23 protein-coding genes, 1 tRNA gene and 1 pseudogene are annotated in these 24,342 nt (G+C 71.2%); 15 read left to right on the forward strand and 10 right to left on the reverse strand.

Annotated features, from left to right (window positions below; all coding sequences use genetic code 11):
- Positions 1–7: 7 nt before the first annotated feature.
- Complete coding sequence (locus ACGFJ7_RS08420) at positions 8–856, reverse strand: GNAT family N-acetyltransferase (protein WP_360244436.1); 849 nt, start codon at positions 854–856, stop codon at positions 8–10.
- A gap of 111 nt (positions 857–967) precedes the next feature.
- Here ACGFJ7_RS08420 and ACGFJ7_RS08425 point away from each other — a divergent pair, with 111 nt between their 5' ends.
- On the forward strand, positions 968–1,636 hold the full coding sequence (locus ACGFJ7_RS08425; RefSeq protein WP_360244439.1) for a hypothetical protein: 669 nt from the start codon (positions 968–970) through the stop codon (positions 1,634–1,636).
- Complete coding sequence (locus ACGFJ7_RS08430) at positions 1,633–2,574, forward strand: cobalt transporter (RefSeq protein ID WP_392641579.1); 942 nt, start codon at positions 1,633–1,635, stop codon at positions 2,572–2,574. Before ACGFJ7_RS08425 ends, ACGFJ7_RS08430 begins: the two co-directional genes overlap by 4 nt.
- A gap of 191 nt (positions 2,575–2,765) precedes the next feature.
- Here the strand turns inward: ACGFJ7_RS08430 and ACGFJ7_RS08435 are convergent, their stop codons facing one another.
- On the reverse strand, positions 2,766–3,626 hold the full coding sequence (locus tag ACGFJ7_RS08435; protein WP_392641581.1) for a TetR/AcrR family transcriptional regulator: 861 nt from the start codon (positions 3,624–3,626) through the stop codon (positions 2,766–2,768).
- Between the two features lie 117 nt (positions 3,627–3,743).
- Here ACGFJ7_RS08435 and ACGFJ7_RS08440 point away from each other — a divergent pair.
- The 4 genes from ACGFJ7_RS08440 (at position 3,744) to ACGFJ7_RS08455 (ending at position 6,242) form a co-directional block, all read left to right on the forward strand.
- A tRNA-Leu gene (locus ACGFJ7_RS08440) sits at positions 3,744–3,830 on the forward strand.
- A gap of 40 nt (positions 3,831–3,870) precedes the next feature.
- Positions 3,871–4,239, forward strand: coding sequence for a PadR family transcriptional regulator (locus ACGFJ7_RS08445; protein WP_392641583.1), 369 nt, complete (start codon positions 3,871–3,873; stop codon positions 4,237–4,239).
- Positions 4,236–5,318: a hypothetical protein gene (locus tag ACGFJ7_RS08450; protein ID WP_392641585.1), complete on the forward strand. Its 1,083-nt coding sequence runs from the start codon at positions 4,236–4,238 to the stop codon at positions 5,316–5,318. The genes ACGFJ7_RS08445 and ACGFJ7_RS08450 overlap by 4 nt, the downstream gene beginning before the upstream one ends.
- A 408-nt stretch (positions 5,319–5,726) precedes the next feature.
- Positions 5,727–6,242, forward strand: a complete 516-nt coding sequence (locus ACGFJ7_RS08455; RefSeq protein WP_360244455.1) for a GNAT family N-acetyltransferase — start codon at positions 5,727–5,729, stop codon at positions 6,240–6,242.
- A gap of 1 nt (position 6,243) precedes the next feature.
- Here the strand turns inward: ACGFJ7_RS08455 and ACGFJ7_RS08460 are convergent, their stop codons facing one another.
- The 6 genes from ACGFJ7_RS08460 to ACGFJ7_RS08485 all read right to left on the reverse strand — a co-directional run bounded on the left by ACGFJ7_RS08460 (position 6,244) and on the right by ACGFJ7_RS08485 (position 12,117).
- Positions 6,244–7,197, reverse strand: coding sequence for an expansin EXLX1 family cellulose-binding protein (locus ACGFJ7_RS08460; protein WP_392641587.1), 954 nt, complete (start codon positions 7,195–7,197; stop codon positions 6,244–6,246).
- Between the two features lie 65 nt (positions 7,198–7,262).
- Entirely contained in the window at positions 7,263–8,075 is an 813-nt protein-coding gene (locus tag ACGFJ7_RS08465) for an MOSC N-terminal beta barrel domain-containing protein (RefSeq protein ID WP_360244461.1), read from the reverse strand.
- Positions 8,076–8,098: 23 nt separating this feature from the next.
- Entirely contained in the window at positions 8,099–10,303 is a 2,205-nt protein-coding gene (locus ACGFJ7_RS08470) for a P-loop ATPase, Sll1717 family (protein WP_392641590.1), read from the reverse strand.
- Positions 10,304–10,327: 24 nt separating this feature from the next.
- Entirely contained in the window at positions 10,328–10,780 is a 453-nt protein-coding gene (locus ACGFJ7_RS08475; RefSeq protein WP_360244467.1) for a MarR family transcriptional regulator, read from the reverse strand.
- Between the two features lie 42 nt (positions 10,781–10,822).
- Positions 10,823–10,996 (reverse strand): hypothetical protein, encoded by a 174-nt coding sequence (locus tag ACGFJ7_RS08480; RefSeq protein WP_360244470.1) that lies wholly within the window; start codon positions 10,994–10,996, stop codon positions 10,823–10,825.
- The gene (locus ACGFJ7_RS08485; protein ID WP_360244473.1) at positions 10,993–12,117 is read right to left on the reverse strand and encodes an erythromycin esterase family protein; all 1,125 of its coding nucleotides are present in this window, start codon (positions 12,115–12,117) and stop codon (positions 10,993–10,995) included. The genes ACGFJ7_RS08480 and ACGFJ7_RS08485 overlap by 4 nt, the downstream gene beginning before the upstream one ends.
- Before the next feature lie 43 nt (positions 12,118–12,160).
- Here ACGFJ7_RS08485 and ACGFJ7_RS08490 point away from each other — a divergent pair, with 43 nt between their 5' ends.
- The 3 genes from ACGFJ7_RS08490 (at position 12,161) to ACGFJ7_RS08500 (ending at position 14,460) form a co-directional block, all read left to right on the forward strand.
- Entirely contained in the window at positions 12,161–12,862 is a 702-nt protein-coding gene (locus ACGFJ7_RS08490; RefSeq protein WP_360244476.1) for a TioE family transcriptional regulator, read from the forward strand.
- Between the two features lie 9 nt (positions 12,863–12,871).
- Entirely contained in the window at positions 12,872–14,038 is a 1,167-nt protein-coding gene (locus ACGFJ7_RS08495; RefSeq protein WP_392641593.1) for an amidohydrolase family protein, read from the forward strand.
- Between the two features lie 221 nt (positions 14,039–14,259).
- The gene (locus tag ACGFJ7_RS08500) at positions 14,260–14,460 is read left to right on the forward strand and encodes a hypothetical protein (RefSeq protein ID WP_360244482.1); all 201 of its coding nucleotides are present in this window, start codon (positions 14,260–14,262) and stop codon (positions 14,458–14,460) included.
- A gap of 74 nt (positions 14,461–14,534) precedes the next feature.
- On the opposite strand, the gene galE is transcribed toward ACGFJ7_RS08500, so the two are convergent.
- Positions 14,535–15,509, reverse strand: coding sequence for a UDP-glucose 4-epimerase GalE (gene galE / locus ACGFJ7_RS08505; RefSeq protein ID WP_360246498.1), 975 nt, complete (start codon positions 15,507–15,509; stop codon positions 14,535–14,537).
- Positions 15,510–15,611: 102 nt separating this feature from the next.
- Between galE and ACGFJ7_RS08510 the strand changes: the two genes are divergently transcribed.
- The 6 genes and pseudogenes from ACGFJ7_RS08510 (at position 15,612) to hutH (ending at position 23,563) form a co-directional block, all read left to right on the forward strand.
- Positions 15,612–16,436 (forward strand): MurR/RpiR family transcriptional regulator, encoded by an 825-nt coding sequence (locus ACGFJ7_RS08510; protein WP_392641597.1) that lies wholly within the window; start codon positions 15,612–15,614, stop codon positions 16,434–16,436.
- 12 nt (positions 16,437–16,448) lie between these two features.
- Positions 16,449–18,089 (forward strand): urocanate hydratase, encoded by a 1,641-nt coding sequence (hutU, locus tag ACGFJ7_RS08515; RefSeq protein WP_360244488.1) that lies wholly within the window; start codon positions 16,449–16,451, stop codon positions 18,087–18,089.
- A complete protein-coding gene (locus ACGFJ7_RS08520) occupies positions 18,086–19,258 on the forward strand; it encodes an allantoate amidohydrolase (protein WP_360244491.1) in 1,173 nt (390 codons plus the stop codon). The genes hutU and ACGFJ7_RS08520 overlap by 4 nt, the downstream gene beginning before the upstream one ends.
- A pseudogene (locus tag ACGFJ7_RS08525) lies at positions 19,255–20,541 on the forward strand (formimidoylglutamate deiminase); the annotation flags it as partial. The gene ACGFJ7_RS08520 and the pseudogene ACGFJ7_RS08525, both read left to right, overlap by 4 nt.
- 395 nt (positions 20,542–20,936) lie before the next feature.
- A complete protein-coding gene (gene hutI / locus ACGFJ7_RS08530) occupies positions 20,937–22,031 on the forward strand; it encodes an imidazolonepropionase (RefSeq protein ID WP_360246500.1) in 1,095 nt (364 codons plus the stop codon).
- Complete coding sequence (hutH, locus tag ACGFJ7_RS08535; protein ID WP_360244494.1) at positions 22,028–23,563, forward strand: histidine ammonia-lyase; 1,536 nt, start codon at positions 22,028–22,030, stop codon at positions 23,561–23,563. The genes hutI and hutH overlap by 4 nt, the downstream gene beginning before the upstream one ends.
- Here hutH and ACGFJ7_RS08540 read toward each other — a convergent pair.
- Positions 23,560–24,306 carry a class I SAM-dependent methyltransferase gene (locus ACGFJ7_RS08540; RefSeq protein WP_360244497.1) on the reverse strand — a complete coding sequence of 249 codons (747 nt, stop codon included), beginning with the start codon at positions 24,304–24,306 and terminating at the stop codon, positions 23,560–23,562. The two genes, hutH and ACGFJ7_RS08540, sit on opposite strands and share 4 nt — an antisense overlap.
- Positions 24,307–24,342 lie beyond the last annotated feature (36 nt).

A 24,342-nucleotide genomic window follows, 5' to 3' on the forward strand; every position in this document is an offset into this window, starting at 1 on the left:
GCGGCTGTCACGCGGCTTTGATTCGCGAGGCGGCCGCCGTGCTGTATCCGGCGACCGGCCGAAAGCCCAGCCCCCGGTAGAGGCGACCCGGCACGGGGTAGGCGTCGTCGCCGCGCGGATGAACGACGGCCCGGGTCGCGCCGGCCTCGCGCATCGCGTGCAGGCAGGCCAGGCTGACCGCGGCCCCCAGCCCACGGCGGGCATGATCCGGGTGGGTGCCGACCGGCTCCAGCTCACCGACCCGGTTGACCTCGTCGAGCCAGCCGAGCGCGAACGCCACCAGATCGCCGCCCGGCCCTTCCACTACAAGATCCAGTTCCGTCCGGTACGGCCATGAGCCCATCACGTCCCGATATCGCTCAGTGGTGACGCGTGACTCACCGCTCAACGCGACCGCCGGAACCAGGAGCTCACCGATCCGCGCGGGCTGCCAGGCCGCGCGATGCACGGCGGCCCGGGCGCCGGCTTCCTCCTCGCCGCGCACCGTCCGTACCGAATAGCCGCTGGGAAGTTTCGGCGTCTCGAGATCGTCGAGCTCGCGGACGCAGTGCCGAAAGAGCGGCGCCGGACCATCGTCACGGACCGTGACAGTGAGCGGGTCGGCCCAGGCCAGAACCTCATCGGCCAGCCCGTCCTCGGCGTGGAAGTCGAGATGGCCGTCGCCGTCGACCCGTCCCCAGGCGCGAACCTCGCCGTCGCCGTCCTCCCAGAGCGCGACCCGCCATGAGTTCAGCCCGGAGTTCCACTGCCAGGCCAGGTCACCGATGTGCCACTGAGCGCCCGGCGCCCACCCCCGCTGCACGGCCCGCTGCATTCTGATCAGATCGTCCGGCCCGCCGAAGTCGCGTCGTCGCATGCGCCAGTGTCTACCCGAGATCGCCGGACCCGGCTCCCTCACACCCACTGACCAGGAGTTGTTCATGTCGGCGACTCTTCAAGATCACTAATGGTGGCCAGACTGCATGGCGTGTTTTTGTACAGCTCACGCGTCCTGGTGACCCTGGCCGTGGCCGGGATCGCGGTGGCCGCGCCGTCCCCGGCCGCGGCCCACCCCTTCGGTGATCCGCAGACGGTGTCCATCTCGTTCGACGAGCAGCAGCCAGCGGTCGTCCACGTGAAGTGGCGGGTCGGCGGCCCGGACGATCTGACCCTGCTCGGCGTGGAGCTGGGACTCCTGCCCCCGGAGCGGAGGAAGGCCGACGGCAACGTCGACTACCGCTACACCGACCCGGGCGTCGTGGGCGCGTCGTCGAAGTTCGCCGACTACTTCCTGCGGCAGATCGCGGTCACCGACGGTACGCGCGAGTGCGCCGGCCAGGTCCGGCAGCCGATCGAGGCGCTGGCGCTCAAGGGCGCCACGGCGTCGTTCACCTGCCCGTCCCCGGTGACGTCGGCGACGGTCGCGGTGCGCATGCTGACCGACCTCAACCCGGCCTACCGCACGCTGGCGACCGGCCCCGAGGGCCAGCGGTACGCCTACGAGGACGGCAACGACACCCACTCGTGGACGCTGGTGGGCGCTCACCCGGACAACAGCGCCTTCACCCAGCTGGCGGCGGTCCTCGGCGCCGTCCTGGTCATCATCGCGACCGCGCTCGTCCTCCTGAAGCGCCGCCGCCGGGCGGTGCCCGCATGATCGACGCTTCTGTCCTGTCCGACCGGATGCAGGACCTCATCCACACGCCGGGCGTGACACCGCTGGCGTTCCTCATCGCCTTCCTGGCCGGCGCCGGTCACGCGGTAGCCCCCGGCCACGGCAAAACCTTGGCCGCCGCCTACCTGGCCGGCTCGAAGGGCCGCATCCGCGACGCCGCCTGGCTCGGCGGTTCCGTGGCGGCCATGCACACGTTCTCGGTCCTGGTCATCGGCATAGCCTGGACCTTCTTGTCACTCTCCGATTTCGTACGCATGGAGCAGCTGACCACCTGGCTACAGGTAGCCGCCGGCGCCCTGATCGTGGCCACCGGCATCTGGATGCTGCGCCGCCATCTCCGCGGCCACCACCATCATCATGGCCACTCCCACTCCCCCTCTCAGGGCCACTCCCACTTCCCCTCCCTCTCCCCCTCTCAGGACCACTCCCACTTCCCCTCCCTCTCCCCCTCTCAGGACCACTCCCACTCCCCCTCCGAGGGCCACTCCCACGGCCTCTCGCAGGACCACTCCGCCGGCACTCCTCATGGCCTTGACCACGGCCACTCCGCGGACACTCCTCAAGACCATCCCCACAGCCATGATCATTCCCGGCGCCCCGGACTGCTGCTGCTGGGCATTTCGGGCGGCCTGACCCCCTCCCCCGCGGCCTTCCTGGTGCTGGCCACCGGCCTGTTCCTGGGCCGCGCCGGCTTCGCCCTGCTCCTGGTACTGACCTTCGGCGCCGGCATGGCCGTGGTCCTCTTCGGCGTAGGCGTGCTCGCGGTAGCCGGCAGCTCCCTGATCACCCGCAGCTCACGCTCGTTCGCCCTGCTGACTAGGGCCACCAGGGTGACCCCGATCCTGGCCGCCGCCGGCATCACCCTCTTCGGAGCCGGCCTGGTGACCATCGCCGCCGTCCACCTGACAACCGTGGCCTGAACGGCCCCGACCTCGCCCCTTCGACCTCGCCCCTTCGACCCCCGCCCCGGCGACCATCGCCGCAGTCCACTGGACACCGTGGCCTGAACGGCCCGGCCTTGCCCTCCTCGACCCCGCCCCGGTGACCATGTCCGCCGTCCGCCAGGCCTCTTCCGCGCGGGCTCGGTGACCGTCGCCGCCGTCCCTTTGCATCAGGGGCGGGCGAGGGCCCCGTACAGGAAAAGATCGACCAGCTCGGCCGCCGGAAGGTCGGGCCCCCGGCCGCGCCCGGTGATGACACCGAGAAAGGCGTCGGTCACCGCCTCGGCGGAAAGGCGCAGGCTGTCCCGGTCAGGTTCAACAAGCTCCAGTACGGCCTGCCGGGTAGCCGCCTGCGTCTCCTCACGCGAGGCCGAAAGGGCACGCAGCCCACCGTCGCCCGAGCTTGAACGGCGGTCGCGGGCGTCCGGAGCGGACCGGCCGGCGTCGCCCGAGGCTAGAGGACGCGCATGCGCGCCCGCCAGGCCAGCGTCGCCCGAGAGTGGACGGCGGTCATGGGTGCCCGAAGCGGCCGGGTCGGTGGCGGCCGAGATCGGACGGCGGTCATGGGTGCCCGAAGCGGCCGGATCGGTGGCGGCCGCGATTGGACGGTGGTCGGGCGCGTCTGAAGCCGGTTGGTCGGTGTTGCGTGGGCGGGGGCGGCGGTTGGGCATGCCGGAGGCGCGCAGGGCGCCGATCACCGCGCCGATGCGGCCGCCGTGGGCGTCCAGGGCTTCGACGGCGTCGATGAGGCGGTCGGCCAACGGCTGGTCGAGGGGGATGGCGTGGAGCTGGGACAGGACGTTGGCGGGGTCCAGCGCCCGCAGAATGCAGGCCTCGAGCAGGGCTTCCTTGTCGTCGAAGACGCGGAAGATCGTGGCCTCGCCGATGCCCGCGGCGCGGGCGATCTGGGCCGTGGTCACGGCGGCCCCGTGCTCGGCCACCAAGGGCAGAGCGGCGTTGACGATCGCCTCGCGGCGCTGTTCGGGTGTCATGCCCGGCGCTCGGCGCCGAGCCGAAGGCTGCGTAGTCATAACCGCCACGGTACGGAGTGAGTACTCACTCCGTCAATGGAACACCGGGGCCCGGAAGTCCGGCCGGACCGTCTAGAATCACTTCAACGCGCTGGTCCGGTAGCCCGGGCCGGCCGAGCGGGAGTGGCGTAATAGGCAGCCGCGCGGGTTTTAGGTGCCCGTGCCCGAAAGGGCGTGGGGGTTCAAGTCCCCCCTTCCGCACCATCGCTGACCCCATAGTCAGATCATCTTTATATTGCGCGGCATGGCGAAGGCTATGCGGGAACCCACCTTCTGGATCCTGACCGCGCTCGCGCAGCAGGCCCGGCACGGCTACGGGATCATCCAGTCGGCCGCCGCGCTCTCCGAAGGACAGGTCAAGCTGCAGGCGGGCACGCTGTACGCGGCTCTGGACCGGCTGCACGCCGAAGGCCTCATCGAGGTCGACCACGACGAGAAGGTGGACGGCCGCGACCGCCGCTACTACCGCCTCACCGTGGGCGGGGTCGCCGCGCTGGACGCCGAGGTCGCACGCCTGGCCCAGAACGTTCGCACCGCGGGGCGCCAGCTGGCCGCCCGCCCCGGTCGCGGCGACGCCGCCATCAATCCCGACCTCGGCCCGGCCACCGCATGAGGCGCGACCACTCCCAGCAACTCGGGGCTCGCTACCGGGTACTTCTTCGCGCCTATCCGAAAGGGCGGCGCCGGGAGGAGCTGCTCGACACGCTTCTCGAGGGGGCGCCGGCGGATCGGCGGCGGCCCAGCGGGCGGGAGGTGGTCAATCTTCTGCGGCACGGGCTGCGGGCCCGCCTCGGCCGGCCGGGCAGCAAAGGCGTGGTTGCGGTCGCCGTCCTGGTCGCTCTGATCGGCGGCTTTGCCGGCGCGGCGGGCACCGCGCGGGTGGCCTGGGAGTTAGCGCCTGAGTATCCGAGCGGGGCCGCTCTGGACGCCATCGCGGCGACGGTCTTCCCCGGGGTGCGGGCGAACGCCGAACCGGATCGGGGCGGGCTCTTCACCGACGTGTCCGAGCGGGGCACCGCCGACCTGCTTCTGTGGGGGCACACCGAGGACTTCGGCTTCTCCGGAGTGACCATCTACCCGGACAAATGGTTCATACCCAGCGACTATCGGTTGTGGACCGTCGAAGCTCAGGAGCGCCTGGTCAAGGAGGGCTGGCAGGTGGGCGACGCCGAGATCACCGGGCCGACCTGGACCGCCACCGGCGAGATCGATGACACCGGGCGTACCTTCAGCGCCACCCGGGACGGGCTGGCGATCAAGGTGGAGTCCATGACCGACGTCGTCGACACACCGGCCGGGTCGTTCTACGTCACCGCGCGGCTCGACCGGCTCGTGCCCGGCTTCGTCGGACCGGCCGGCGCGCTGGGTCTGGTGGCCGGGGCGCTGATCGGCTGGCTGGTGGCCGGCTGGGCGAGCCGGCGCACCGAGTTCGCGCGGGCGGCGCCCCGGGCGGTCACGCTTCTCTCGTCAGTGGTCGCGCTCGTGCTGCTGCTTCCGCAGGCGCTGGTCGGGCTGGCCGCGCTGATCTCCGAAATGCTCTCGAACGGTCCGCCGATCCGGCCATTCTGGTCACTGAGCTTGACGTACGGGTATGGCTGCACCCTGGCGGGCATCGTCGCCTTCGCCGTCGCTCTCCTGGCCGCCGTCCTCGCCCGCCACCCGGCAGAGGACCCCACAGCCGAAACGCCGTAACGGCCGCGCCCCGAGGACGCGGCACGCCTCACCGGCGGCCGGCCGCGCCTGAAGAACCCGCATCCGCGTGGTACCTCGTCGCGCAGGCCGCAAGAGCGTCGGCGGCGCACCGGAAGACCCGCGCGAAGCCGCCGGCAGCGTACCCGCGACGCGACGCCAACCGGAGAAGCTGGACGAGGACGCCGCCAGGAGGAACTACGGCACGACGCCGCCCGAGTACCCGCACGAGGTCAGCGGCAGCAGAACCCGCGCTACGACGCCGGCAGCAGGAGGGCCGGGGCGAGGACGCCGACGGCAGGAGGGCCGGGCGAGGGCGCCGGCGGACGGGGACGGCGGACGGCAAGAAGACGTGAAGGGCGAGACTGAGCGCACACGTTCGTACGGCCGGGAAGCCCCGATGATGTGGGTATGGGAATTGAGTTCGTCGTGGATCCGGCGCTTACCGAGGATCTGAAAGAGCGGGCGGTTGCCCTCTGGGTGGACGTCACCAACGCCGGCGGGGCCGTGGGCTTTGTCGCGCCGGTCGAGGCCGGCGCCGTGTGGCCGGTGGCCGAGGCGGCGTTTCAGGCGGTGGCGGACGGCTACGACCGGCTGCTCGTCGGGAGGGACGGGGATGAGCTGGTGGCGCTGCTCTTCGTCGTCGACAACCGGTTTGCACTGAAGAGCCACTGGCGGGTGCTCAAGCGGGTCATGGTGGCGCCGAAGAGCCAGGGCAAGGGGTACGGGGCCGCGCTCATGCGGGAAGCCGAGGCGCTCGGGCGGCGGATGGGGCTGGACGCCCTCCAGGTCACCGTGCGCGGCGGCCTGGGCATCGAGCGGTTCTATCGGGGGCTCGGCTACCGCGAGGTGGGCCGGATCCCGGGCGCTCTGCGGCTGGCGCCCGGGGACGATCGCGACGAGACGTACATGTGGCTCGACCTCTAGGTCAGCCGCACTTCGAGGCCGTGCCGGCGGCCAGGTCGACGGCGGCCGGGGCCGGCGGGGCCGTCGTGGCTTCGGTGGTGGCGACGGGCGTCGACTCGAGCAGCGGCGCCGCCGATGAAGGAGCGGGCGGCTTCGGCGCGGCGGACGACGGCTTGGCCTTCGTAGCGGCCGGGGCCTTCTTCTTCTTGGCGGCCGGGCTTGAGGCGGTGACCTTCTTGGCGACGCCGCCGGCCAGCTTGAGGCCGGTCTTCTGGGTCTGGCCCTCGGCCAGCTTGATGTCGGGGAGCGTCACCGAGTTGCCGTAGATGTCGGTGACCTTGACCTTGAAGGGGCCTTTGCCGGCGCCGCTCGGCAGCGTCCAGTAGTTGAAGTCCTCGTGGGTCGCCGCCTTGAACGTGCCGCCCGAGCCGGCGATTTTGACCGAGGCCAGCTGGTTCGAGTGGTTGTCGATGAGCACGCTCAGCCAGTACTGCGACGAGCCTTCCTTCACCCGTACGGACAGCGAGCCCGGCACGGTCGCGTTCGGCACCGTCTTGTACGTGATCGGGATGATGCCGTCCGACTGGACGCCGATCTTCTTGAACGCCGTGAGGCTCAGGTCGAGGTGGCCGGCCGGGCACTCCGGGCACGAATCGATCACCTTGACCCGGGTCGAGCCCTTGGGGCCGGTGACGTCGATGTACGTGCCGCAGGCCGCGCCCTCCGAGTACTGGTTGTGCTGTCCCAGCGCCACGAAGAGGTCGTCGGCCGGCGCCGACGGGAACGAGCAGTTACCCAGCGTTCCGTCCAGGGAGAAGTAGGTCGCCTTGCCCTTGCTCGCGGTCGTGGACGGCGGGGCCGCGCAGGCGGCGCCGCTGTTCTGGAAAACAAGGGTCAGGCCCAGGACGGCGGCGAGGACGGCGGCGCCTCCGGCGGCGAGCCAGCGGGGCGTCAGCAGGCGAAATCTTCCGGTCACGCCGTCCGACCCTGCACGCTCGACGGAGCGGCGGCAACTTTCCTAAGACACTCCTAAGACTCGCCTCACCCGTTAGGTCCGAGTACGTCGACCGGATCGCCCACCTTAATCGACACACCGGACATGTCGGGAATGAGGTTGATAGCAAAGAGTAATCCGTCGTCGAAGCGGCGATGCTCGGCGAGCATCCGCAGCGGCTCCCGGCCCTTCTCCCCCGTCTCCTGATCGATGGTCGTCACCAGGCAGCGCGCGCACGCCTTGGCCGCCCGGAACGTCGCGTCGCCGACCCGCAGCCGCTGACCCAGCCAGGAATCCTCGGCCCAGGCCGGCGCGCCTCCGACGACCAGGTTGGGCCGGAACCGCGTCATCGGAACCGGCTCGTGAGCAGCGGACGAGAGCCAGTCGTTGAGCGCGGCCAGCGACCCCTCGTTGGCCAGCAGCATCGGGAAGCCGTCGGCGAAGCTGACCCGGTCGTCCGGCTGGGCGTGCGACTCCAGCGCCCGCCCCCGCGTGTCCTGCTGCCACACCAGCCGGGCGTCGCGTCCGAGAAAGCGGCTGCTCCACTCCTTCTCGGCGACGCGGCCGGGCACCGCTTGCTTGCGCCGGAACACCCGTACACCCTCGATCGGCCCGTCTTTCGGCTCGTCGATGTCGAGGTCGGGCCGGCCGGGCGCGCTCAGCACCAGACCGCCCGGGCGGTGACGAACGCGCAGCTGGGTGAGGCGAGGGGTGTCGCGCTGGGTGATGCCGACGCCGTCCGGATCGACCATCAGCCAGCGGCGGTCGCCGGCCAGACCCCACGGCTCCACCTCCGCCACGTCGTGCTCGATCCGGTGACAACCCTTGACGGGGTACGAATAAAGGGCCGTGATGCGCATGCCGGCCAGCCTTTCACGCGCGCCTAAGAGGCCCCCCAGCAGCGGGTGTAAAGCTCCGGAATGCGGAACATCGAACGGGCGCCGTCGCCGTTGTCGCGGACCACCCGCTCGAGGAAGCCGAGCCGTTCCAAAAGGCGTACCTGCTCGCTGACCGGCCCTTCCGCGGGCTCGAAGAGCCCTTCGACCTCGCCCAGGCTGAACAGTGTGCGTTTGCCGGCCCGGCAGTTCAGCACGAACGACGACGCCACCTTGAAGTCGTTCACCACCTCGGAGAAGCTGAGCTCCGACACCTCGGTCATGGCCCGGGCGACCGCCGCCGCCGAGAACAGCGGCAGAGTGCTCACGGTGTCGCGGGGCCGGGCCGAGTATTCGCGCGCCAGGTGAAGGAGCAGAACCGCCAGGCGCGGCGAAACGTCACCATTCCCATTGCGTACGGAATCAGAAAGCCACCGGTCGATCGGACGGCCCTCGACCGTGGCCGGGAAGAGCACGCTCAGCGCCGGACGGGTCTCGAACCCGCCGGCCGGCAGCCGCAGCCGCTCGGCCACCCAGCCCAGCGGCTCGTTGGCCAGCACCCGGCGTACCAGCACCTGAAGCCAGTCGTCCTCGGTCCAGTCCAGCACCAGCCGGCGCGAGACCAGTTTGTTCTTCTCCTGGATGTCGTAGAGCTCGAAGAGGTCGGTGCGGAGGAAGACGACCAGGTCGAGCCCGTCGAGCAGGCTGATCCGCCCCTCCACCTGAAGCAGCCCCTGCACGACGGCTTCCTGGCGCGCCCGGTCGTACTTGAAAAGCTCGTCGATCCGGTCGAAGAGCACCACCGCCCGGCGCTTCTCGGCCCGCAGGATCTTGTCGGTGACGTTCAGGAAGGCCTCGACGTCGACCGTGCTGGTGCTGGGCGCGCTGCCCGCCGGCAGCTCGGCCTCCAGGTTGACCGGGCCGACGGCGAAGCGCAGGGTGGTGCCGCCGAACGGGCGGGCCATGGCCCGCAGGGCCCGCTTGGTGCGGCCGATCGCCCGGCTGGGCAGGCCCACGGCCGTACGCAATTCCGCGCCTTCCTGAAGCAGCTTGCGGGGCGCGTCCTCGGGCAGGGCCGCCGCCACCACCGCGGCCACCACCACCAGCCAGGCCGCCCGCAGCGTGTCGGCGTCGTGGGTGGCCGGCCCGGCGATCCGCTGCAGGAGGTCGCTGGGGTTGGCCACCGGGAAGACCTCGACGCCCTCCTGACCGGCGGAAAGCTTGTGGAAGATCGCGCTCTTGCCGGCGCCGCGGTCGCCCACGACGATCGAGCGGCGCTGACTGAGGATCGACCCGACGTTCTGCCAGAGGACGAAGCTCTCCTCCAGCAGGTCGTCACGCTCGGCGTCCTCGGCGCCGAACCGCAGGTCGGCCAGCTCGAACGGGTGGCCGGCCAGCCGCCAGGCCAGATAGACGTCGCGGACCAGGTCGGGCAGGACCACTGTCGGGCCGGCGGCCGAGCCGGCCGGCCCGTTGAGGAAGAGCCGGACCGCGTCGTCCTCGAGGACACCCGACCGGGCGGCCAGCACGTCGAGGCGTTCGCTGCCGCCGGTCAGGGCGAGCCGGTCGAGCAGGGACCGGGTCTTGGCGGGGTCGGAGGTGCCGTCGACGACCCGCTCGATGATCCGCTCGATGTAGTCGCGGATCGACGCCTCGCCCGCGGCCTCCACCCCGTCCACGCCCTGGATCAGCCGGCGGAACAGCAGCGCCGCCTCGTCGCGGCTGAGCGGGGCCAGCGTGTACGCGGCGAACTGCTCCAGGCCCCCGGTCACCGGCGGCCGCGAGCCGATTACGAACTGCCAGCGTGGCAGCGCGCCGCTGAGCTCGGTGAGGGCCGACGCCGTACCGGCCGGGTCGACCGCCGCGTCGAGGCTGTCGAAGACCAGGACGGGCCGTTCCAGCTCCAGCTCGACGGTCCGCAACACCTCGATCGTCTCCGACACGGGCGGCGCCCCCGACGACGATCGCAGCGTCGGCGCCCCGACGGTCTCCAGCGCCCGGCTGCTCACCTCGGACGCCCGGCGCACTCCCGACAGGTCGACGTGGAAGACGGACCGGCCGCGCTGCCGCAGGTCGTCGCCGAGCATGCGCAACAGCACCGTCTTGCCCGATCCGTCGATGCCGAGCACCAGCACGCCCGCCGACCGGCCGTTCTCGATATCGGCCAGGATCTCGGTCAGTTCACGGCGGCGGATCGGCAGCGTGTCGGTCACCCTGCACACGGTAGCGGTGCCTTTCTATGAATTTGAGAGCAGACCGTCCCCGGCCGCGAGCCGGTCGAGCACGCGGGCCAGGGCGGTCCGGTCGGTGGCGCTGAGCGAGGCGATCAGCTCCTCGTCGAGAAGCGCCGCGACCTCGGTCGCCGCCTCGAGCAGGCGCGCGCCCTCGACGGTCAGGTGCACCTGCTGCTTGCGGCGATCGGCCGGGTCACGGACGCGGGCCACCGCCCCGCGCGTCTCCAGCTGGTCGACCAGCAGCACCACGAGGCTCGGGGCGACCCGCATGACCTGGGACAGCTCCCATTGCGACTCGGCACCCTTGAGGCGCAGCGCGCTGAGCACGGCCACGTGCTTGGGTTTGAGCCCGAGCTCGGCCAGCCGGGCCGCGAACTGCGCCTCCTGAGCGACCCCCAGCACCCCGAGCCGGAACGACACACTCCCCACCGGCGTGCGCGGCCTGTCACTTGCCATGGCGCCACCATAGTGGCCAAATATGATTCTCAATCTGAATGATTAATCGCCGCCATCCGGGCGTCGAGCGCCGCCACCCGCTCTCGGATCTTCGTCGTCGTAGTAGCCCTCTTCGCACCAGCCCACGACCTGCTCCCAAGAGGCGATCAGCCTGGTCGGCAGCGCGCCGCCGGACGCCGCGAGGAACCGCTCGACGAAGACGTCGTCCCCGATCACTGATCCATTGTGGCGTCCTTGACGTAGACGAGCGCGTCAATTTCCGGCAGATGGGCCGGGTCGAGCGGGGCGTAACCGAACCAGGGCGACTCGCGCATCTCCGCGTCGGCCGGCAGCTCTCGAGGATCGACCACGAAATGGCCGGGCGTCCGGTCGTACAGCAAGCCCTCGATGGTTGTGCCCGGCGGGGTTTCCACACCACGACGGCGGATCGTGCCGAGGGCGGTGGCCACGAAGGCATAACCCGGTCCCAGGCGGGTGGCCGCGATCGAGCCGGCGCTCCACCAATGCAGCAGCGGGCCGCCCAGGCGAATGCTGCTCCGGGCCCGCTGCAGATGACTGTTCTGCGCGAAAGCCATCACCGGCCCGTGCCGCTCGACGAGGGCGAGCAGATTGGCCGCCATCATTGTGGCCCGCTGGCCGAGCACCCGGGTCAACCGCGCCGGCGACGGATCGGCCATCCAATGGTGATAAAGCAGAAGGCCGATTGCCGTACGCCCGTACAACCGCCCCCGGTCCCTCTCCTCAGCCGACCCGGGCGTCTCCGCCTCGAACAGGGCGGCCATTTCATCGGCCAGCAACCGCAACTGCCGAGCCTCGGGCGTCCGGCCCACCGACCGCGAAGGATCCATCATCGCGTCCGGATCGGGCCACCGCTCGTCGTCGCCGATCAGACGGTCGAGCTCCGCCACGGTGCACGGCTTGTCGGCGAGAAGGCCGTGCAGCCCGAGCAGGGCCTCCCGCGGGCTCGCCCCACCGGTGATCTCCAGCGGCCCGTCGAAGCCCGCGAAGCGCACCCTCCCGGTCAACGGCCGATTGCGGTTGTACGCGTGCATCCAGCGCACAAGCTCACGATTCCCCGCCATCGTGCCGAACTCGTGGCTGAAGCCCCGCGCCATGACGTCGTCCAGCGTGCCGATCCCGTGCACGACATAGTCGTCGACGATCAGCCCCATCAGGCAGTCGCTCTCGATGGCGATCGCCTGGAACCCCTCCCGCTCGACGAGTTCCCGGAAGAGGTCGTTGCGCACGCGAAGCAGCGAGTCCTCGAAGTGGGTCGGCTCACCCAGAGCCAGCAGCCGCGGCCGCCCCGGCAACAGCGCCAAAATCTCAGCAATCATGCCTCTCAACAGTATCGTTGAACCGACGGTTGAAACTTGGCTCATGCCGAACCCTCGACACCCACGCCCGGTCGACCTGGCCCGCGAACACGGCTTGTCCACCCAGGCGATCCGCAACTACGAGGCTTCGGGCATCCTCCCACCGGCCGAACGCACGGAATCCGGCTATCGCGCCTACACGCAGCGGCACGCGGGGGCGTTGCGGGCCTTCCTCGCCCTGATCCCCGGCCACGGCCACCGCACCGCCGCCACGATCATGCAAACCCTCAACCGGGGTGCCACCGAGGAGGCCCTGCGCCTGATCGACGAGAGCCACTGCCAGCTCCTGGCGGACCGCCGCACCTTGCACGCCGTGGAGGCGGCGCTGCGCGACCTGAACCCGACCGAACCGTCGCGGGGCGACACCTTCGTCGGCCCCCTGTCCCGCCGGCTCGGCCTCCGCCCGGCCACCCTGCGCAAGTGGGAACGGGCCGGCCTGGTTCACCCCCGCCGAGACCCACAGACCGGCTACCGCGTCTACTCCCCCGCCGACATCCGCGACGCCCAGCTGATCCACCAGCTACGCCGAGGCGGCTACCTCCTGAACCAGATAGCCCCACTGATCACCCAGGTCCGCACGGCCGGCGGCGTCGAGCCCCTGGAGTCCACCCTGCACGACTGGCACACCCGCCTGACCGCCCGAGGCCGGGCGATGCTGGCGGGCGCCGCCGCCCTCGACGCCTATCTCACCGCCATCCCGGGGTAACGTCCCGGCATGGGACGGTTGGTAGCGATCAAAGCAGCTGCCCTCTTCGACGGGGTCTCCCCGGACCCGGTCCACGACCCGGTGCTGGTGCTGGACGGCCCGGCCATCGTCAGCGCCGGCCGGACGGCGGTCCCGCCGGACGCGGACGTGACCGACCTGCCCGGCGCCACCCTGCTTCCCGGATTGATAGACACCCACGTCCACCTCGCGTTCGACGCCGGCGCCGACCCGGTCGCCACCCTCGCCGCCCGGGACGACGACGCCGCGCTGGCCGCCATGACGAGCGCGGCCCGAGTCGCCGTCCGGGCCGGAATCACCACGGTGCGCGACCTCGGCGACCGCGACTACCTCTCCCTGCGCCTGCGCGACGTTCCCGGCCTGCCCACCATCGTCGCCGCCGGCCCACCGGTCACCACGCCGGCGGGGCACTGTCACTTCCTGGGCGGGGCGGTCGACCCGTCGCCCGCGGGACTGCGGGCGGCAGTGCGCGAGCGCGCCGACCGCGGCGTCGACATCGTGAAGGTGATGGCCAGCGGCGGCACCATGACGCCGGGCACACGCCAGGAGATCGCCCAGTTCACGACCGGCCAGCTGAGGGTGCTGGCCGACGAGGCGCACCGGCTCGGCCTGCCGGTGACTGCGCACGCCCACGGCACCGGCGCCATCCGGGCCGCCCTGGACGCCGGCGTGGACGGCATGGAACACGTCTCGTTCTTCAGCGCCGACGGCGTGGACGACCCGGGCGACCTGCTCGGGCGCATCGCCGCGAGCCGCGTGGCGGTGGGCATCACCGCCGGCGTCGCCCCGATCCCCGGAGTGTCACCGCCGCCGGCGGTGATGATGCGAATGCCCCGCATCATCGCCAACACGAGGGCCATGTACGACGCCGGCGCCCGCCTGATCATCGGCACGGACGCCGGCATCGGCCGCCCGAAACCGCATGACGTGCTACGGCACGCGCTGGCCCAGACCTCGATGATCGGCCTGGACGCCGTAACGGCGCTGCGCCTGGCCACATCGGCCGCGGCCCAGGCGTGCGGCCTCGGCCACCGCAAGGGCCGCCTCGCCCCGGGCTTCGACGCCGACATCCTGGCCGTCCAGGGCAACCCACTGGACGACCTCAGCACCCTGCACCACACTCAGGCCGTCTTCACCCGCGGCACCCGAGTCCTGTAGAACAACCGCCTGAGTGTGACCGACAGCGATAGTCGTCACCGCCTCGGAGGCTTCAGCGTTGCCCGTGCCGGGGGTGTCGCCGCTGGTCGTTCGGCGAAGTGCTCATCTGCCCGCGACGGTGTCGGACATGATTGCGGATGGTGTCGAGAAACGCGGAACCTGCTTCGACGTTCGGATGACAGCGCCCCGGGCGGGGCCTCCGACGACCAGGAGCAACCGACATGATGCCGTACCTTTTCGGCCTCGAGCTGACCACGCCGCAGACCGGATTCCAGCAGCGCGAACGTGACCTCAGCATGGGCCGGCTCGCCGCCCGCCTGTCGTTCCGCCGCACCGCGAGGCTGCGGAAACAGCGGCCCTCGGCGCACTCCGGCGCCACCGACAGTGGCAACTGTTCAGATGGAGCGGGCAACCACGGGTAGCAGATGAGGGCGTCGTGAACGCGGAGGGCAGATCCGTACACGTGAGGTGACGGCTGCGGACCGCAGCTCGGTTGTCAGGCGAGCTCCTGCTTGAACCGCCAGGCGTCGGCGACGATGTCGGTCAGCTCGGTACGGGCCGGCCGCCAGCCCAGCACGGCGCGGGCGCGCTCCGAGGAGGCGACCTGCGCGACGATGTCGCCCGGTCGCCTCGGCTGTCGTTCGACCGGCACCGGGCGCCCGGTCACCTGCCGCACGGCCTCGATGACCTGCTGGTTGGAGAAGCCAGTGCCGTTGCCGAGGTTGAAGATGTGGTGCTCGCCGGCCCGCGCGTGTTCCAGGGCCAGCAAATGCGCGGCGGCCAGGTCGGCAACGTGCACGTAATCGCGCACACAGGTGCCGTCGACGGTGTCGTAGTCGTCGCCGTAGAGCGGCAGCGCCGGCCGTTCCCCCGCCGCCACCTGCAGCATGATCGGTATGAGGTGGGACTCTGGATCGTGGCGTTCCCCGCAGGACTCGCCGCCGGGCCGAAGCAGAGCTCCGGAGGCGTTGAAGTAGCGCAGAGAGGTGGCGGCGAGTCCGCGAGCGGCCGCGTATCCGGTGAGCAGAGCGTCGACTGCGGCCTTCGTCGCCGCGTACGGATTTTTCGGTGCGATCGCCGCCGTCTCGGCGATGGGCATCTCCTTGGTATCGCCGTAAACCGTACCGGTGGACGAGAAGATCAGCCTTGGCACGTCATGGACCCGCATCGCCTGGAGCAGTCGTAAAGTGCCGACAACGTTGTTCTCCCAGTAGCGCTCCGGCTCACGCACGCTTTCAGCCACCTCGATGAGGCCGGCGAAGTGCAGCACTCCATCGAACCGAGCCGAGCCCAGCACGGCGTCGGCCTCATCCTGCACCGCGCCCCGCACGAAGGTCGCCCCGGCCGGCACGGCCGACTCACGGCCTGACGACAGATCGTCGAGCACGGTCACCTGGTGGCCTGCCTCGAGAAGCAGGGTCGTGGTCGTCGAACCGATGTAGCCGGCTCCGCCGGTCACCAGAAAGCGCATGGCGGCGAATCTACGGGCAAGGTCGAAGTTGTCCCATAGCAAGCGCTGAGGTCGGACAGCGAGGCCCTGGCTTCTGAAAGTTTTTATGCATAGTCTGCGGTAGTGAATGGTGGCGTGCTCGACCTGTTGGCCGGGGCCCGGCTCACGCCCACGCAGCGGCGAATCGCGCACTGCCTGGTGGAGCGGGGTGGGGCGGCGGCCGCCCTGTCGTCGGCTGAGGTGGCTGAGCTGGCCGGGGTCAGTCAGCCTTCGGTCACGCGGTTTGCGATCGCGCTCGGGTTTCCGGGGTATCCGGCGCTGCGGCGCGCCCTACGGGATGTCGGTGGCGGGCCGGCCGATGACCTCCGTGAGGACAACGCCATCCAGCGAGCGATCACGGCTGAAGCCGAGCATCTCGGGCGGCTGAGGGAGCAGTTGGGCAGCCTGGACGCCGTACGGAAAGCGGCTGATCTGCTTGTCGCCAGTCGGCCGCTGCCGGTTCTGGGGCTCAGGGCGGCGGCCCCTTTGGCGGGATATTTCGGGTACTTCGCGAGCAAGGTGCACCCGGATGTGCGGGTGTGGGACACGGGCGGGACGTCGCTGCTCGACCGGCTCGATCAGGCCCGGGTGGCGGGTGCCGGTGCCATGCTGGCCTTGGTGTTGCCGCGCTATCCACGGGAGTCGCTCGAGGTCGTCAAAGAGGCCAAGGGCATGGGGTACGCGGTTGTCGCGATCACCGACTCGGCCGTCAGCCCGGTCGCCGAGGACGCCGAGGTCGTGTTGCCGGCCGCCGTGGGCACTCGCCTGGTGTTCGACCTGCACACGGGGCCGATGGCGATGGCGATGGTGGTGTTGCAGGCGATGTGTGACGCGGATCCGGAGCCGGTGCAGCGCCGGCTCGAGGAATTCGAGGCGGCCGCCACGCGGCGGCAACTGTTCCAGGGGTAGAGGGGAAGATCGATGACGGAGATCCGGGCGCCGCGCGGTACGGCGTACACCGCGAAGGGCTGGCCGCAAGAAGCCGCCAAGCGGATGTTGATGAACAACCTCGACCCCGACGTGGCCGAAAGGCCCGAAGACCTTGTGGTGTACGGCGGTACGGGGCGGGCGGCGCGGAACTGGCCCTCGTTCCACGCCATCGTGCGCGAGCTCGACGAGCTCAAGGACGACGAGACCCTGCTCGTGCAGTCGGGCAAGCCGGTCGGTGTCTTCCGCACCCACGAGTGGGCCCCGCGCGTGCTCATCGCCAACTCCAATCTCGTCGGCGACTGGGCGACCTGGCCCGAGTTCCGCCGCCTGGAGAAGCTGGGCCTGACCATGTACGGGCAGATGACCGCCGGCTCGTGGATCTACATCGGGACGCAGGGCATCCTCCAGGGCACGTACGAGACGTTCGCCGCGGTCGCCGCCAAGCGCTTCCAGGGCACCCTGGCCGGCACACTCACCCTGACCGCCGGCTGTGGCGGCATGGGCGGCGCCCAGCCCCTCGCCGTGACCATGAACGGCGGCGTCTGCCTGATCGTCGACGTTGATCGGTCACGGCTGGAGCGCCGGGTCCAGACGCGGTACCTGGACGAGATCGCCGACAACCTCGATGACGCGGTGAATCGCGCTCTAACCGCCAAGTCCGAAAAGCGCGCGGTCAGCATCGGCGTGGTCGGCAACGCCGCCGTCGTGTTTCCGGAGCTGCTGGTCAAGGGCGTCGACATCGACATCGTGACCGACCAGACGAGCGCCCACGATCCACTCAGCTACCTGCCGGTCGGCGTGGATCTTGAGGATGCGAAAGACTATGCCGCGGCCAAGCCCGAGGAGTTCACCGACCGGGCCCGCGCCAGCATGGCCCGGCACGTCGCCGCCATGGTCGGCTTCCAGGACGCCGGGGCCGAGGTCTTCGACTACGGCAACTCGATCCGCGGCGAAGCCAAACTGGGCGGCTACGAGCGCGCGTTCGACTTCCCGGGCTTCGTCCCCGCGTACATCCGCCCGCTCTTCGCCGAAGGCAAAGGCCCCTTCCGCTGGGCCGCCCTCTCCGGCGACCCGGCCGACATCCACAAGACCGACAAGGCGATCCTCGACCTCTTCCCCGAGAACGAGGCCCTGGCCCGCTGGATCCGGATGGCCGGCGAACGCGTCGCCTTCCAGGGCCTGCCCGCGCGGATCTGCTGGCTCGGCTACGGCGAGCGCGACGTCGCCGGCACCCGGTTCAACGACATGGTCGCCAGCGGTGAGCTCAGCGCCCCGATCGTCATCGGCCGGGATCATCTCGACTCCGGGTCGGTCGCCTCGCCGTACCGGGAGACCGAGTCCATGCTCGACGGTTCCGACGCGATCGCCGACTGGCCGCTGCTCAATGCGATGATCAACACGGCCAGCGGCGCGAGCTGGGTGTCGATCCACCACGGCGGCGGCGTCGGCATCGGCCGCTCGATCCACGCCGGTCAGGTGTGCGTGGCCGACGGCACCGCACTGGCCGGTCAGAAGATCGAGCGGGTGCTGACCAACGACCCCGGCATGGGCGTCATCCGGCACGTCGACGCCGGCTACGACTCGGACGCCGCCGACGGCGTCCACATCCCGATGCGACAGGACGACAAGTGAGCGCGACTTTCGCGGAGCTCTGGGCCGAGATCGCCCCGATCGGCCGGGTGGCCAACGGCTACGAGCGGTACGCCCTCGAAGAACCCGAACTGGTCCTGCGGGACTGGTTCCGCAACCAGGCGGCCCGGCGTGACATGCCGGTCACCGACGACGGCAACGGCAACCTGTTCGCCTGGTGGGGCGGGCAATGGGGGCACGACGCCGTACTGACCGGCTCGCACTTCGACTCGGTGCCGCACGGCGGCGGCTACGACGGGCCGCTCGGCATCGTCAGCGGCTTCCTGGCCGTCGACGAGCTGCGCCGCCGCGGCCACGTGCCGCGCCGCCCGATCGCCGTGGTCGCCTTCGTCGACGAGGAGGGCGGCCGCTTCGGGCTGCCCTGCCTCGGATCGCGCCTGCTCACCGGGGCCATCGAGCCGGAGACGGCGGCCGCGCTGACCGACCGCGAGGGCATCACGTTCGGCGAGGCGCTGGGCACCACCCCGGCCGGCCGGCTGCCCGGGCTGACCAGCCGGATCGGCGCGCTGATCGAGCTGCACATCGAGCAGGGCCGGGCCCTGGAGGTGCCGGTCGGCGTGGCCAGCGCCATCTGGCCGCACGGCCGCTGGCGGTTCGACTTCACCGGGCACGGCGACCACGCGGGCACGACCCGGATGGCCGACCGGCGCGACCCGATGCTGACCTTCGCCTACACGGTGCTGGCGGCGAACAAGGAGGCCCGGCTGTCCGGCGCGCACGCGACGGTGGCCCGGGTCGAGGTCGAGCCGAACGCCACCAACGCCATCCCGTCGCTGGTGCGCGGCTGGCTGGACGCGCGCGCGGCCGAGACGAACACGCTGGACGGCCTGGTCGAGGCCGTGATCAAGCGGGCCTACGACCGGGCGGCCCGCGACGGCGTCGAGGTGTCGGTGACGAACGAGTCGTTCAGCCAGGAGGTGTCCTTCGAGAAGTCGCTGGCCGCGCGCATCTCGGAGCTGCTGGGCCACGCGCCGATCCTGCCGACGGGCGCCGGCCACGACGCCGGCGTGCTGTCGGCGCACGTGCCGACGGCGATGCTCTTCGTGCGCAACCCGACCGGCGTCTCGCACTCGCCGGCCGAGCACGCCGAGGAGGCGGACTGCGTCGAGGGGATCCAGGCCCTGGCCCGGGTCCTGCTGGACCTGACATGACGGTCTATTTCGCCGCGCACGCCTGGCTCGGCGACCACCTCGCGCACGATGTCCACATCGAAGTCGCCGACGGCCGCTTCACCTCTTTGAGTTCCGGCAAATCGCCCGACGTCGTGCTGCCCGGACTCGTGGTGCCGGGCTTCGCCAACGCTCACTCGCACGCTTTTCATCGAGCCTTGCGAGGCCGTACGCACGGTGACGGCGGCAGCTTCTGGACCTGGCGCGACAAGATGTACGAGGTCGCGGCGCGCCTCGACCCGTCCTCGTACCTGGCGCTGGCCCGGGCCGTCTACGCCGAGATGGCGCTGGCCGGCATCACGGCCGTGGGCGAGTTCCACTATCTGCACCACGCTGCCGGCGGCGCCCGGTACGCCGACCCGAACGCCATGGGCCACGCGCTGATCACCGCCGCGGCCGAGGCCGGCATCCGGATCACTCTGCTCGACACGCTCTACCTCACGGCCGGCGTCGACGGCGCTCCCCTGCAAGGGGTGCAGCGCCGCTTCGGCGACGGCGACTTCGAGAGCTGGGCTTCGCGGGTGGCTGAGCTTTCCGGAGCCCCGCACGCCCTGGTCGGGGCGGCAGTCCATTCCGTACGAGCGGTGCCCGCCCCCGCGATCAGCGAGATGGCCACCTGGTCGTCCGGTCGTCCGGTCCATGTTCATCTCTCCGAACAACCGGCTGAGAACGAGCAATGCCGGGCGGTCCACGGGTGCACGCCGACCGAGCTGCTGGACCGGCACGGGCTGCTCGGCGCGAACGTCACCGCGGTCCACGCCACCCACCTCACCGGACGCGACGTCAAGACGCTTGGCGGCAGCGGCACCGGAGTGTGCATGTGCCCCACCACCGAGCGGGACCTGGCCGACGGCATCGGCCCGGCCGGCGAGCTGGCCGCCCACGGCTGTCCGCTCAGCCTCGGCAGCGACGGCCACGCCGTGATCGACATGTTCGAGGAGATCCGCGGCCTGGAGATGAACGAGCGGGTGTCCCGGCTTCAGCGCGGCCGCTTCACCCCGGCCGGCCTGATGACCGCGGCCACCGCGCACACTTCCCTCGGCTGGGCCGACGCCGGCACCATCGCCGTCGGCAACCGGGCCGACCTGGTCTGCGTACGCCTCGACAGCGTCCGCACCGCCGGCACCGACCCGGCCCAGGCCCTCCTGGCCGCCACCGCCGCCGACATCACCCACGTGATCGCCGACGGCCGCCTGATCGTCGCCGACGGCCGCCACGTCACGATCGACGTCCCGCATGCCCTCAACACCGCGATCTCCGCCGTCCTACCCACCACCCGGCCTTCCTCCCCGCGCCCCGCCCGGCCTTCCTCCCTGCGCCCCTCCGCGGCCGCTCCGGCATCCGCCGCGCCCGGCTCAGCCCTACCCGAACCCGCCGCGCCCGGCTTCGCCGCGCCCGGCTTTGTCGCGCCCGAAGCGACCGCGCCCGAAGCGACCGCGACCCAAGCGACCGCGCCCGAAGCGGCCGCGGCCGAGCTCACCCCGCACGGCTCGGCCGCGCCGGAACCCGCCGCGCTCGAACCCGCGAGGCCCGCACCCGCCGCGCCCTCCCCCGGCGGGCCGTCCAGCGCGTCCACCGACGGCGGGACCGAGGGAGCCGAGTCGTGAGTCTGCTGATCGACAACATCGGGGAGCTTGTCACCAACGACGACGGGGACGGGATGCTCGGGCTTCGGCACGACGTCGCTCTGGTCGTCGACGGGGATCGCGTCGCCTGGATCGGAGCGCGCGAACAGGCGCCGGCCGCCGACGAGCGGATCGACGCCGCCGGCGGGGCCGTTCTGCCGGGCTTTGTGGACAGTCACGCCCATCTGGTCTTCGCCGGGGACCGGGCCGCGGAGTTCGGCGCGCGGATGGCCGGCGAGCCGTACACCGGTGGCGGCATCCGGACGACAGTGGCCGCGACGAGGGCCGCGAGCGACGACGAGCTGCTGGCCAACGCGGCGCGGCTGGTCGCCGAGATGCGGCGGCAGGGCACCACGACCGTAGAGATCAAGAGCGGTTACGGGCTGAACGTGGCCGACGAGGCCCGTTCGCTGCGCCTGGCTCAGAACCTGACCGGCGAGACCACCTTCCTGGGCGCGCACGTCGTCCCGGCCGGGCACGACCCGGACGACTACGTCGCGCTGGTCAGCGGGGAGATGCTGGACGCCTGTGCCCCGTACAGCAAATGGGTCGATGTCTTCTGTGACCGCGGCGCCTTCGACGGTGACCAGGCGCGGGAGATCCTGACCGCCGGTATCAAGCGCGGCCTGCTGCCCCGCCTGCACGCGAACCAGCTGACCGCAGGGCCCGGTGTGCGACTCGCGGTCGAGCTGGGCGCCGCGAGCGCCGACCACTGCACGCACCTGAGCGACGCCGACGTGGCCGCCCTGGCCGGTTCCGCGACCGTCGCCACGCTGCTGCCCGGCGCCGAGTTCTCCACCCGGTCGCCGTATCCCGACGCGCGGCGGCTCATCGACGCCGGTGTCCGGGTCGCGCTGGCCACCGACTGCAACCCCGGATCGTCGTACACCAGCTCCATGCCCTTCTGTATCGCCCTGGCCGTCCGCGACATGCGGATGACCCCGGCCGAGGCGATCCACGCGGCGACCGCGGGCGGCGCGCACGCCCTGCGCCGCGACGACGTCGGCCGGCTGCGACCCGGCTCCAAGGCCGACCTGATGGTGCTCGACGCGCCGTCCCACCTGCACCTGGCCTACCGGCCCGGCGTACCCCTGATCAAGACCGTTCTGCACAACGGAGTGGCGCAATGACCGTCATCGTCCAGCCCACCGGCGTCACGCCGGCCGACGTCATCGCCGTGGCCCGCCACGACGCCCGCGTCGAGATCGCCCCCGAGACCGTCGCCGCGATGGAGACCAGCCGCGCGATCGTCGACCGGATCGAGGCGTCCGGCAAACCCGTCTACGGTGTGTCGACCGGCTTCGGCGCCCTGGCCAACACCCGGATCGAGCCGTCGCGCCGGGCCGAGCTCCAGCACGCGCTGATCCGCTCGCACGCGGCCGGTGTCGGCGCGCCCATGCCGCGCGAGGTCGTGCGGGCCATGATGTTGCTGCGCCTGCGGTCTCTGGCTCTGGGGCGTTCCGGTGTACGGCCGGTGCTCGCGCAGGGCCTGGCCGACCTGCTCAACCACGACATCACCCCGTGGGTGCCGGAGCACGGCTCGCTGGGCGCCTCGGGCGACCTGGCCCCGCTCGCCCACTGCGCGATCGTGCTGCTCGGCGAGGGCTGGGTGATCGGCAAGGACGGCGCCCGGCACTCGGCGGCCGAGGCGCTGCACGCGGCCGGCCTACGGCCGCTGGAGCTGGCCGCGAAGGAGGGCCTGGCCCTGATCAACGGCACCGACGGCATGCTCGGCATGCTGCTGCTGGCCATCGACGACGCGGCCCACCTGTTCACCATGGCCGACGTGACGGCGGCCCTGGCCATCGAGGCCATGCTCGGCTCGGAGCGCCCGTTCCTGCCCGAGCTGCACGAGATCCGCCCGCATCCGGGCCAGACGGCCTCGGCCGCCAACATCCTGCGCCTGCTCCAGAACTCGCCGATCATGGACTCGCACCGGGACGACCTGGCCCACGCGGTGCAGGACGCCTACTCGATGCGCTGCGCTCCCCAGGTCGCCGGCGCGGCCCGGGACACCCTCGATTTCGTGCGCCAGGTGGCCGCCCGCGAGCTCGTCTCGGTCGTCGACAACCCGGTGGTCCTCCCCGACGGCCGCGTCGAGTCGACCGGCAACTTCCACGGCGCCCCGCTCGGCTTCGCCGCCGACTTCCTGGCCATCGCCGCCGCCGAGGTGGGCGCGATCGCCGAACGCCGCGTCGACCGCCTGCTCGACGTGACCCGTTCCCGCGAGCTCCCGCCGTTCCTGTCCCCGGACGCCGGCGTCAACTCGGGCCTGATGATCGCCCAGTACACGGCGGCCGGCATCGTCGCCGAGAACCGCCGCCTGGCCGCCCCCGCCTCGGTCGATTCCCTGCCGACGAGCGGCATGCAGGAGGACCACGTCTCGATGGGCTGGGCCGCCACGAAGAAGCTCCGCACCGTCCTGGACAACCTGACGAGCCTGCTGGCGGTGGAATTGCTGTCGGCCGTACGGGGTCTGCAGCTGCGCCACCCGCTGACGCCTTCCCCGGCCGGCACGGCCGCCGTGGCCGCCCTGGCCCCCACCGCCGGCGCCCCCGGCCCCGACCTGTTCCTGGCCCCGGTCATGGAGGAGGCCCGCCGGATCGTCATGGACCGCGCCCTGCGAACCGAGATCGAGCGGAGCACCGGATCCCTGCTCTAGGTGGTGGTGTGGGGCCGCAACTTGAAGATCAGAATGCCGAGGTACTTGTTCATCCACTCCTGCTTGTGCGGGTAGCGGCGCGCGGCCTCCTCGGTGAGCCGGGGCTCGACGGTGGCCTCGATACAGAGTCCGGCCGCGCTGAACGTGTTGAGCAGGTCGGACATGGTGAAGGGGCGTTTGGTCAGGGCGATGTCCTTGTTCCAGCCGGTGCGGTAGGTGTAGTCGGCCCCGGAGAAGTACTCCTCGCCGAGCGTGGTCCCGTTCCGCTCGGTGCGTTCGACGGCGTACCGGATCGGCTGGGTCCTCGTCAGCAGGATGAAGCCGTCCCGGTTCAGCATCGCGCGCGCGGCCCGCAGCGTGCGCACCGGGTTCTCGGCATAACCGAAGGACTGCAGGAAAAGGACCCGGTCGAACGTACGCCCACGCAGTTGCGGCAGCGACTCCAGATGGGACAGGTCGCCCTGGATCAACTCAGCGCCGGCCGGTGGGTCCGAGACGAAGTTTCCCGCGATGTCCACCCCGGCCGACGCGACCGCGCCCGCGTGAACGAGCTCCGCCAGCTTGCCACCGTTGCCACAGCCCAGGTCGAGAATCGAGCGTCCCGTGACATCACCGAGGAGGTTCCGCTGGGCCGGCCACTCGACCAGCCGGTCCAGTGAATCTTCCCGAGCACGGGCGAGCTCGTAGTCCGCGGTGAGTTCCTGCCACGCGTGCCCCGCCGGCCGCCGATCGTCTGCCGTCATCTGCCGGAACCTCATTCCTCGATCTCGCCGGACCGG

This window comes from Actinoplanes sp. NPDC048988 (genome assembly GCF_043197815.1).
GTDB lineage: Bacteria > Actinomycetota > Actinomycetes > Mycobacteriales > Micromonosporaceae > Actinoplanes.

Coding starts and splice junctions, on each gene's coding strand:
- ACGFJ7_RS08420 (WP_360244436.1), bottom strand. CDS start 856: ATGCGACGACGCGACTTCGGCGGGCCGGACGATCTGATCAGAATGCAG.
- ACGFJ7_RS08430 (WP_392641579.1), top strand. CDS start 1,633: ATGATCGACGCTTCTGTCCTGTCCGACCGGATGCAGGACCTCATCCAC.
- ACGFJ7_RS08435 (WP_392641581.1), bottom strand. CDS start 3,626: ATGACTACGCAGCCTTCGGCTCGGCGCCGAGCGCCGGGCATGACACCC.
- ACGFJ7_RS08445 (WP_392641583.1), top strand. CDS start 3,871: ATGGCGAAGGCTATGCGGGAACCCACCTTCTGGATCCTGACCGCGCTC.
- ACGFJ7_RS08450 (WP_392641585.1), top strand. CDS start 4,236: ATGAGGCGCGACCACTCCCAGCAACTCGGGGCTCGCTACCGGGTACTT.
- ACGFJ7_RS08455 (WP_360244455.1), top strand. CDS start 5,727: ATGGGAATTGAGTTCGTCGTGGATCCGGCGCTTACCGAGGATCTGAAA.
- ACGFJ7_RS08465 (WP_360244461.1), bottom strand. CDS start 8,075: ATGCGCATCACGGCCCTTTATTCGTACCCCGTCAAGGGTTGTCACCGG.
- ACGFJ7_RS08475 (WP_360244467.1), bottom strand. CDS start 10,780: ATGGCAAGTGACAGGCCGCGCACGCCGGTGGGGAGTGTGTCGTTCCGG.
- ACGFJ7_RS08485 (WP_360244473.1), bottom strand. CDS start 12,117: ATGATTGCTGAGATTTTGGCGCTGTTGCCGGGGCGGCCGCGGCTGCTG.
- ACGFJ7_RS08490 (WP_360244476.1), top strand. CDS start 12,161: ATGCCGAACCCTCGACACCCACGCCCGGTCGACCTGGCCCGCGAACAC.
- ACGFJ7_RS08495 (WP_392641593.1), top strand. CDS start 12,872: ATGGGACGGTTGGTAGCGATCAAAGCAGCTGCCCTCTTCGACGGGGTC.
- ACGFJ7_RS08500 (WP_360244482.1), top strand. CDS start 14,260: ATGATGCCGTACCTTTTCGGCCTCGAGCTGACCACGCCGCAGACCGGA.
- galE (WP_360246498.1), bottom strand. CDS start 15,509: ATGCGCTTTCTGGTGACCGGCGGAGCCGGCTACATCGGTTCGACGACC.
- hutU (WP_360244488.1), top strand. CDS start 16,449: ATGACGGAGATCCGGGCGCCGCGCGGTACGGCGTACACCGCGAAGGGC.
- hutI (WP_360246500.1), top strand. CDS start 20,937: ATGCTCGGGCTTCGGCACGACGTCGCTCTGGTCGTCGACGGGGATCGC.
- hutH (WP_360244494.1), top strand. CDS start 22,028: ATGACCGTCATCGTCCAGCCCACCGGCGTCACGCCGGCCGACGTCATC.
- ACGFJ7_RS08540 (WP_360244497.1), bottom strand. CDS start 24,306: ATGACGGCAGACGATCGGCGGCCGGCGGGGCACGCGTGGCAGGAACTC.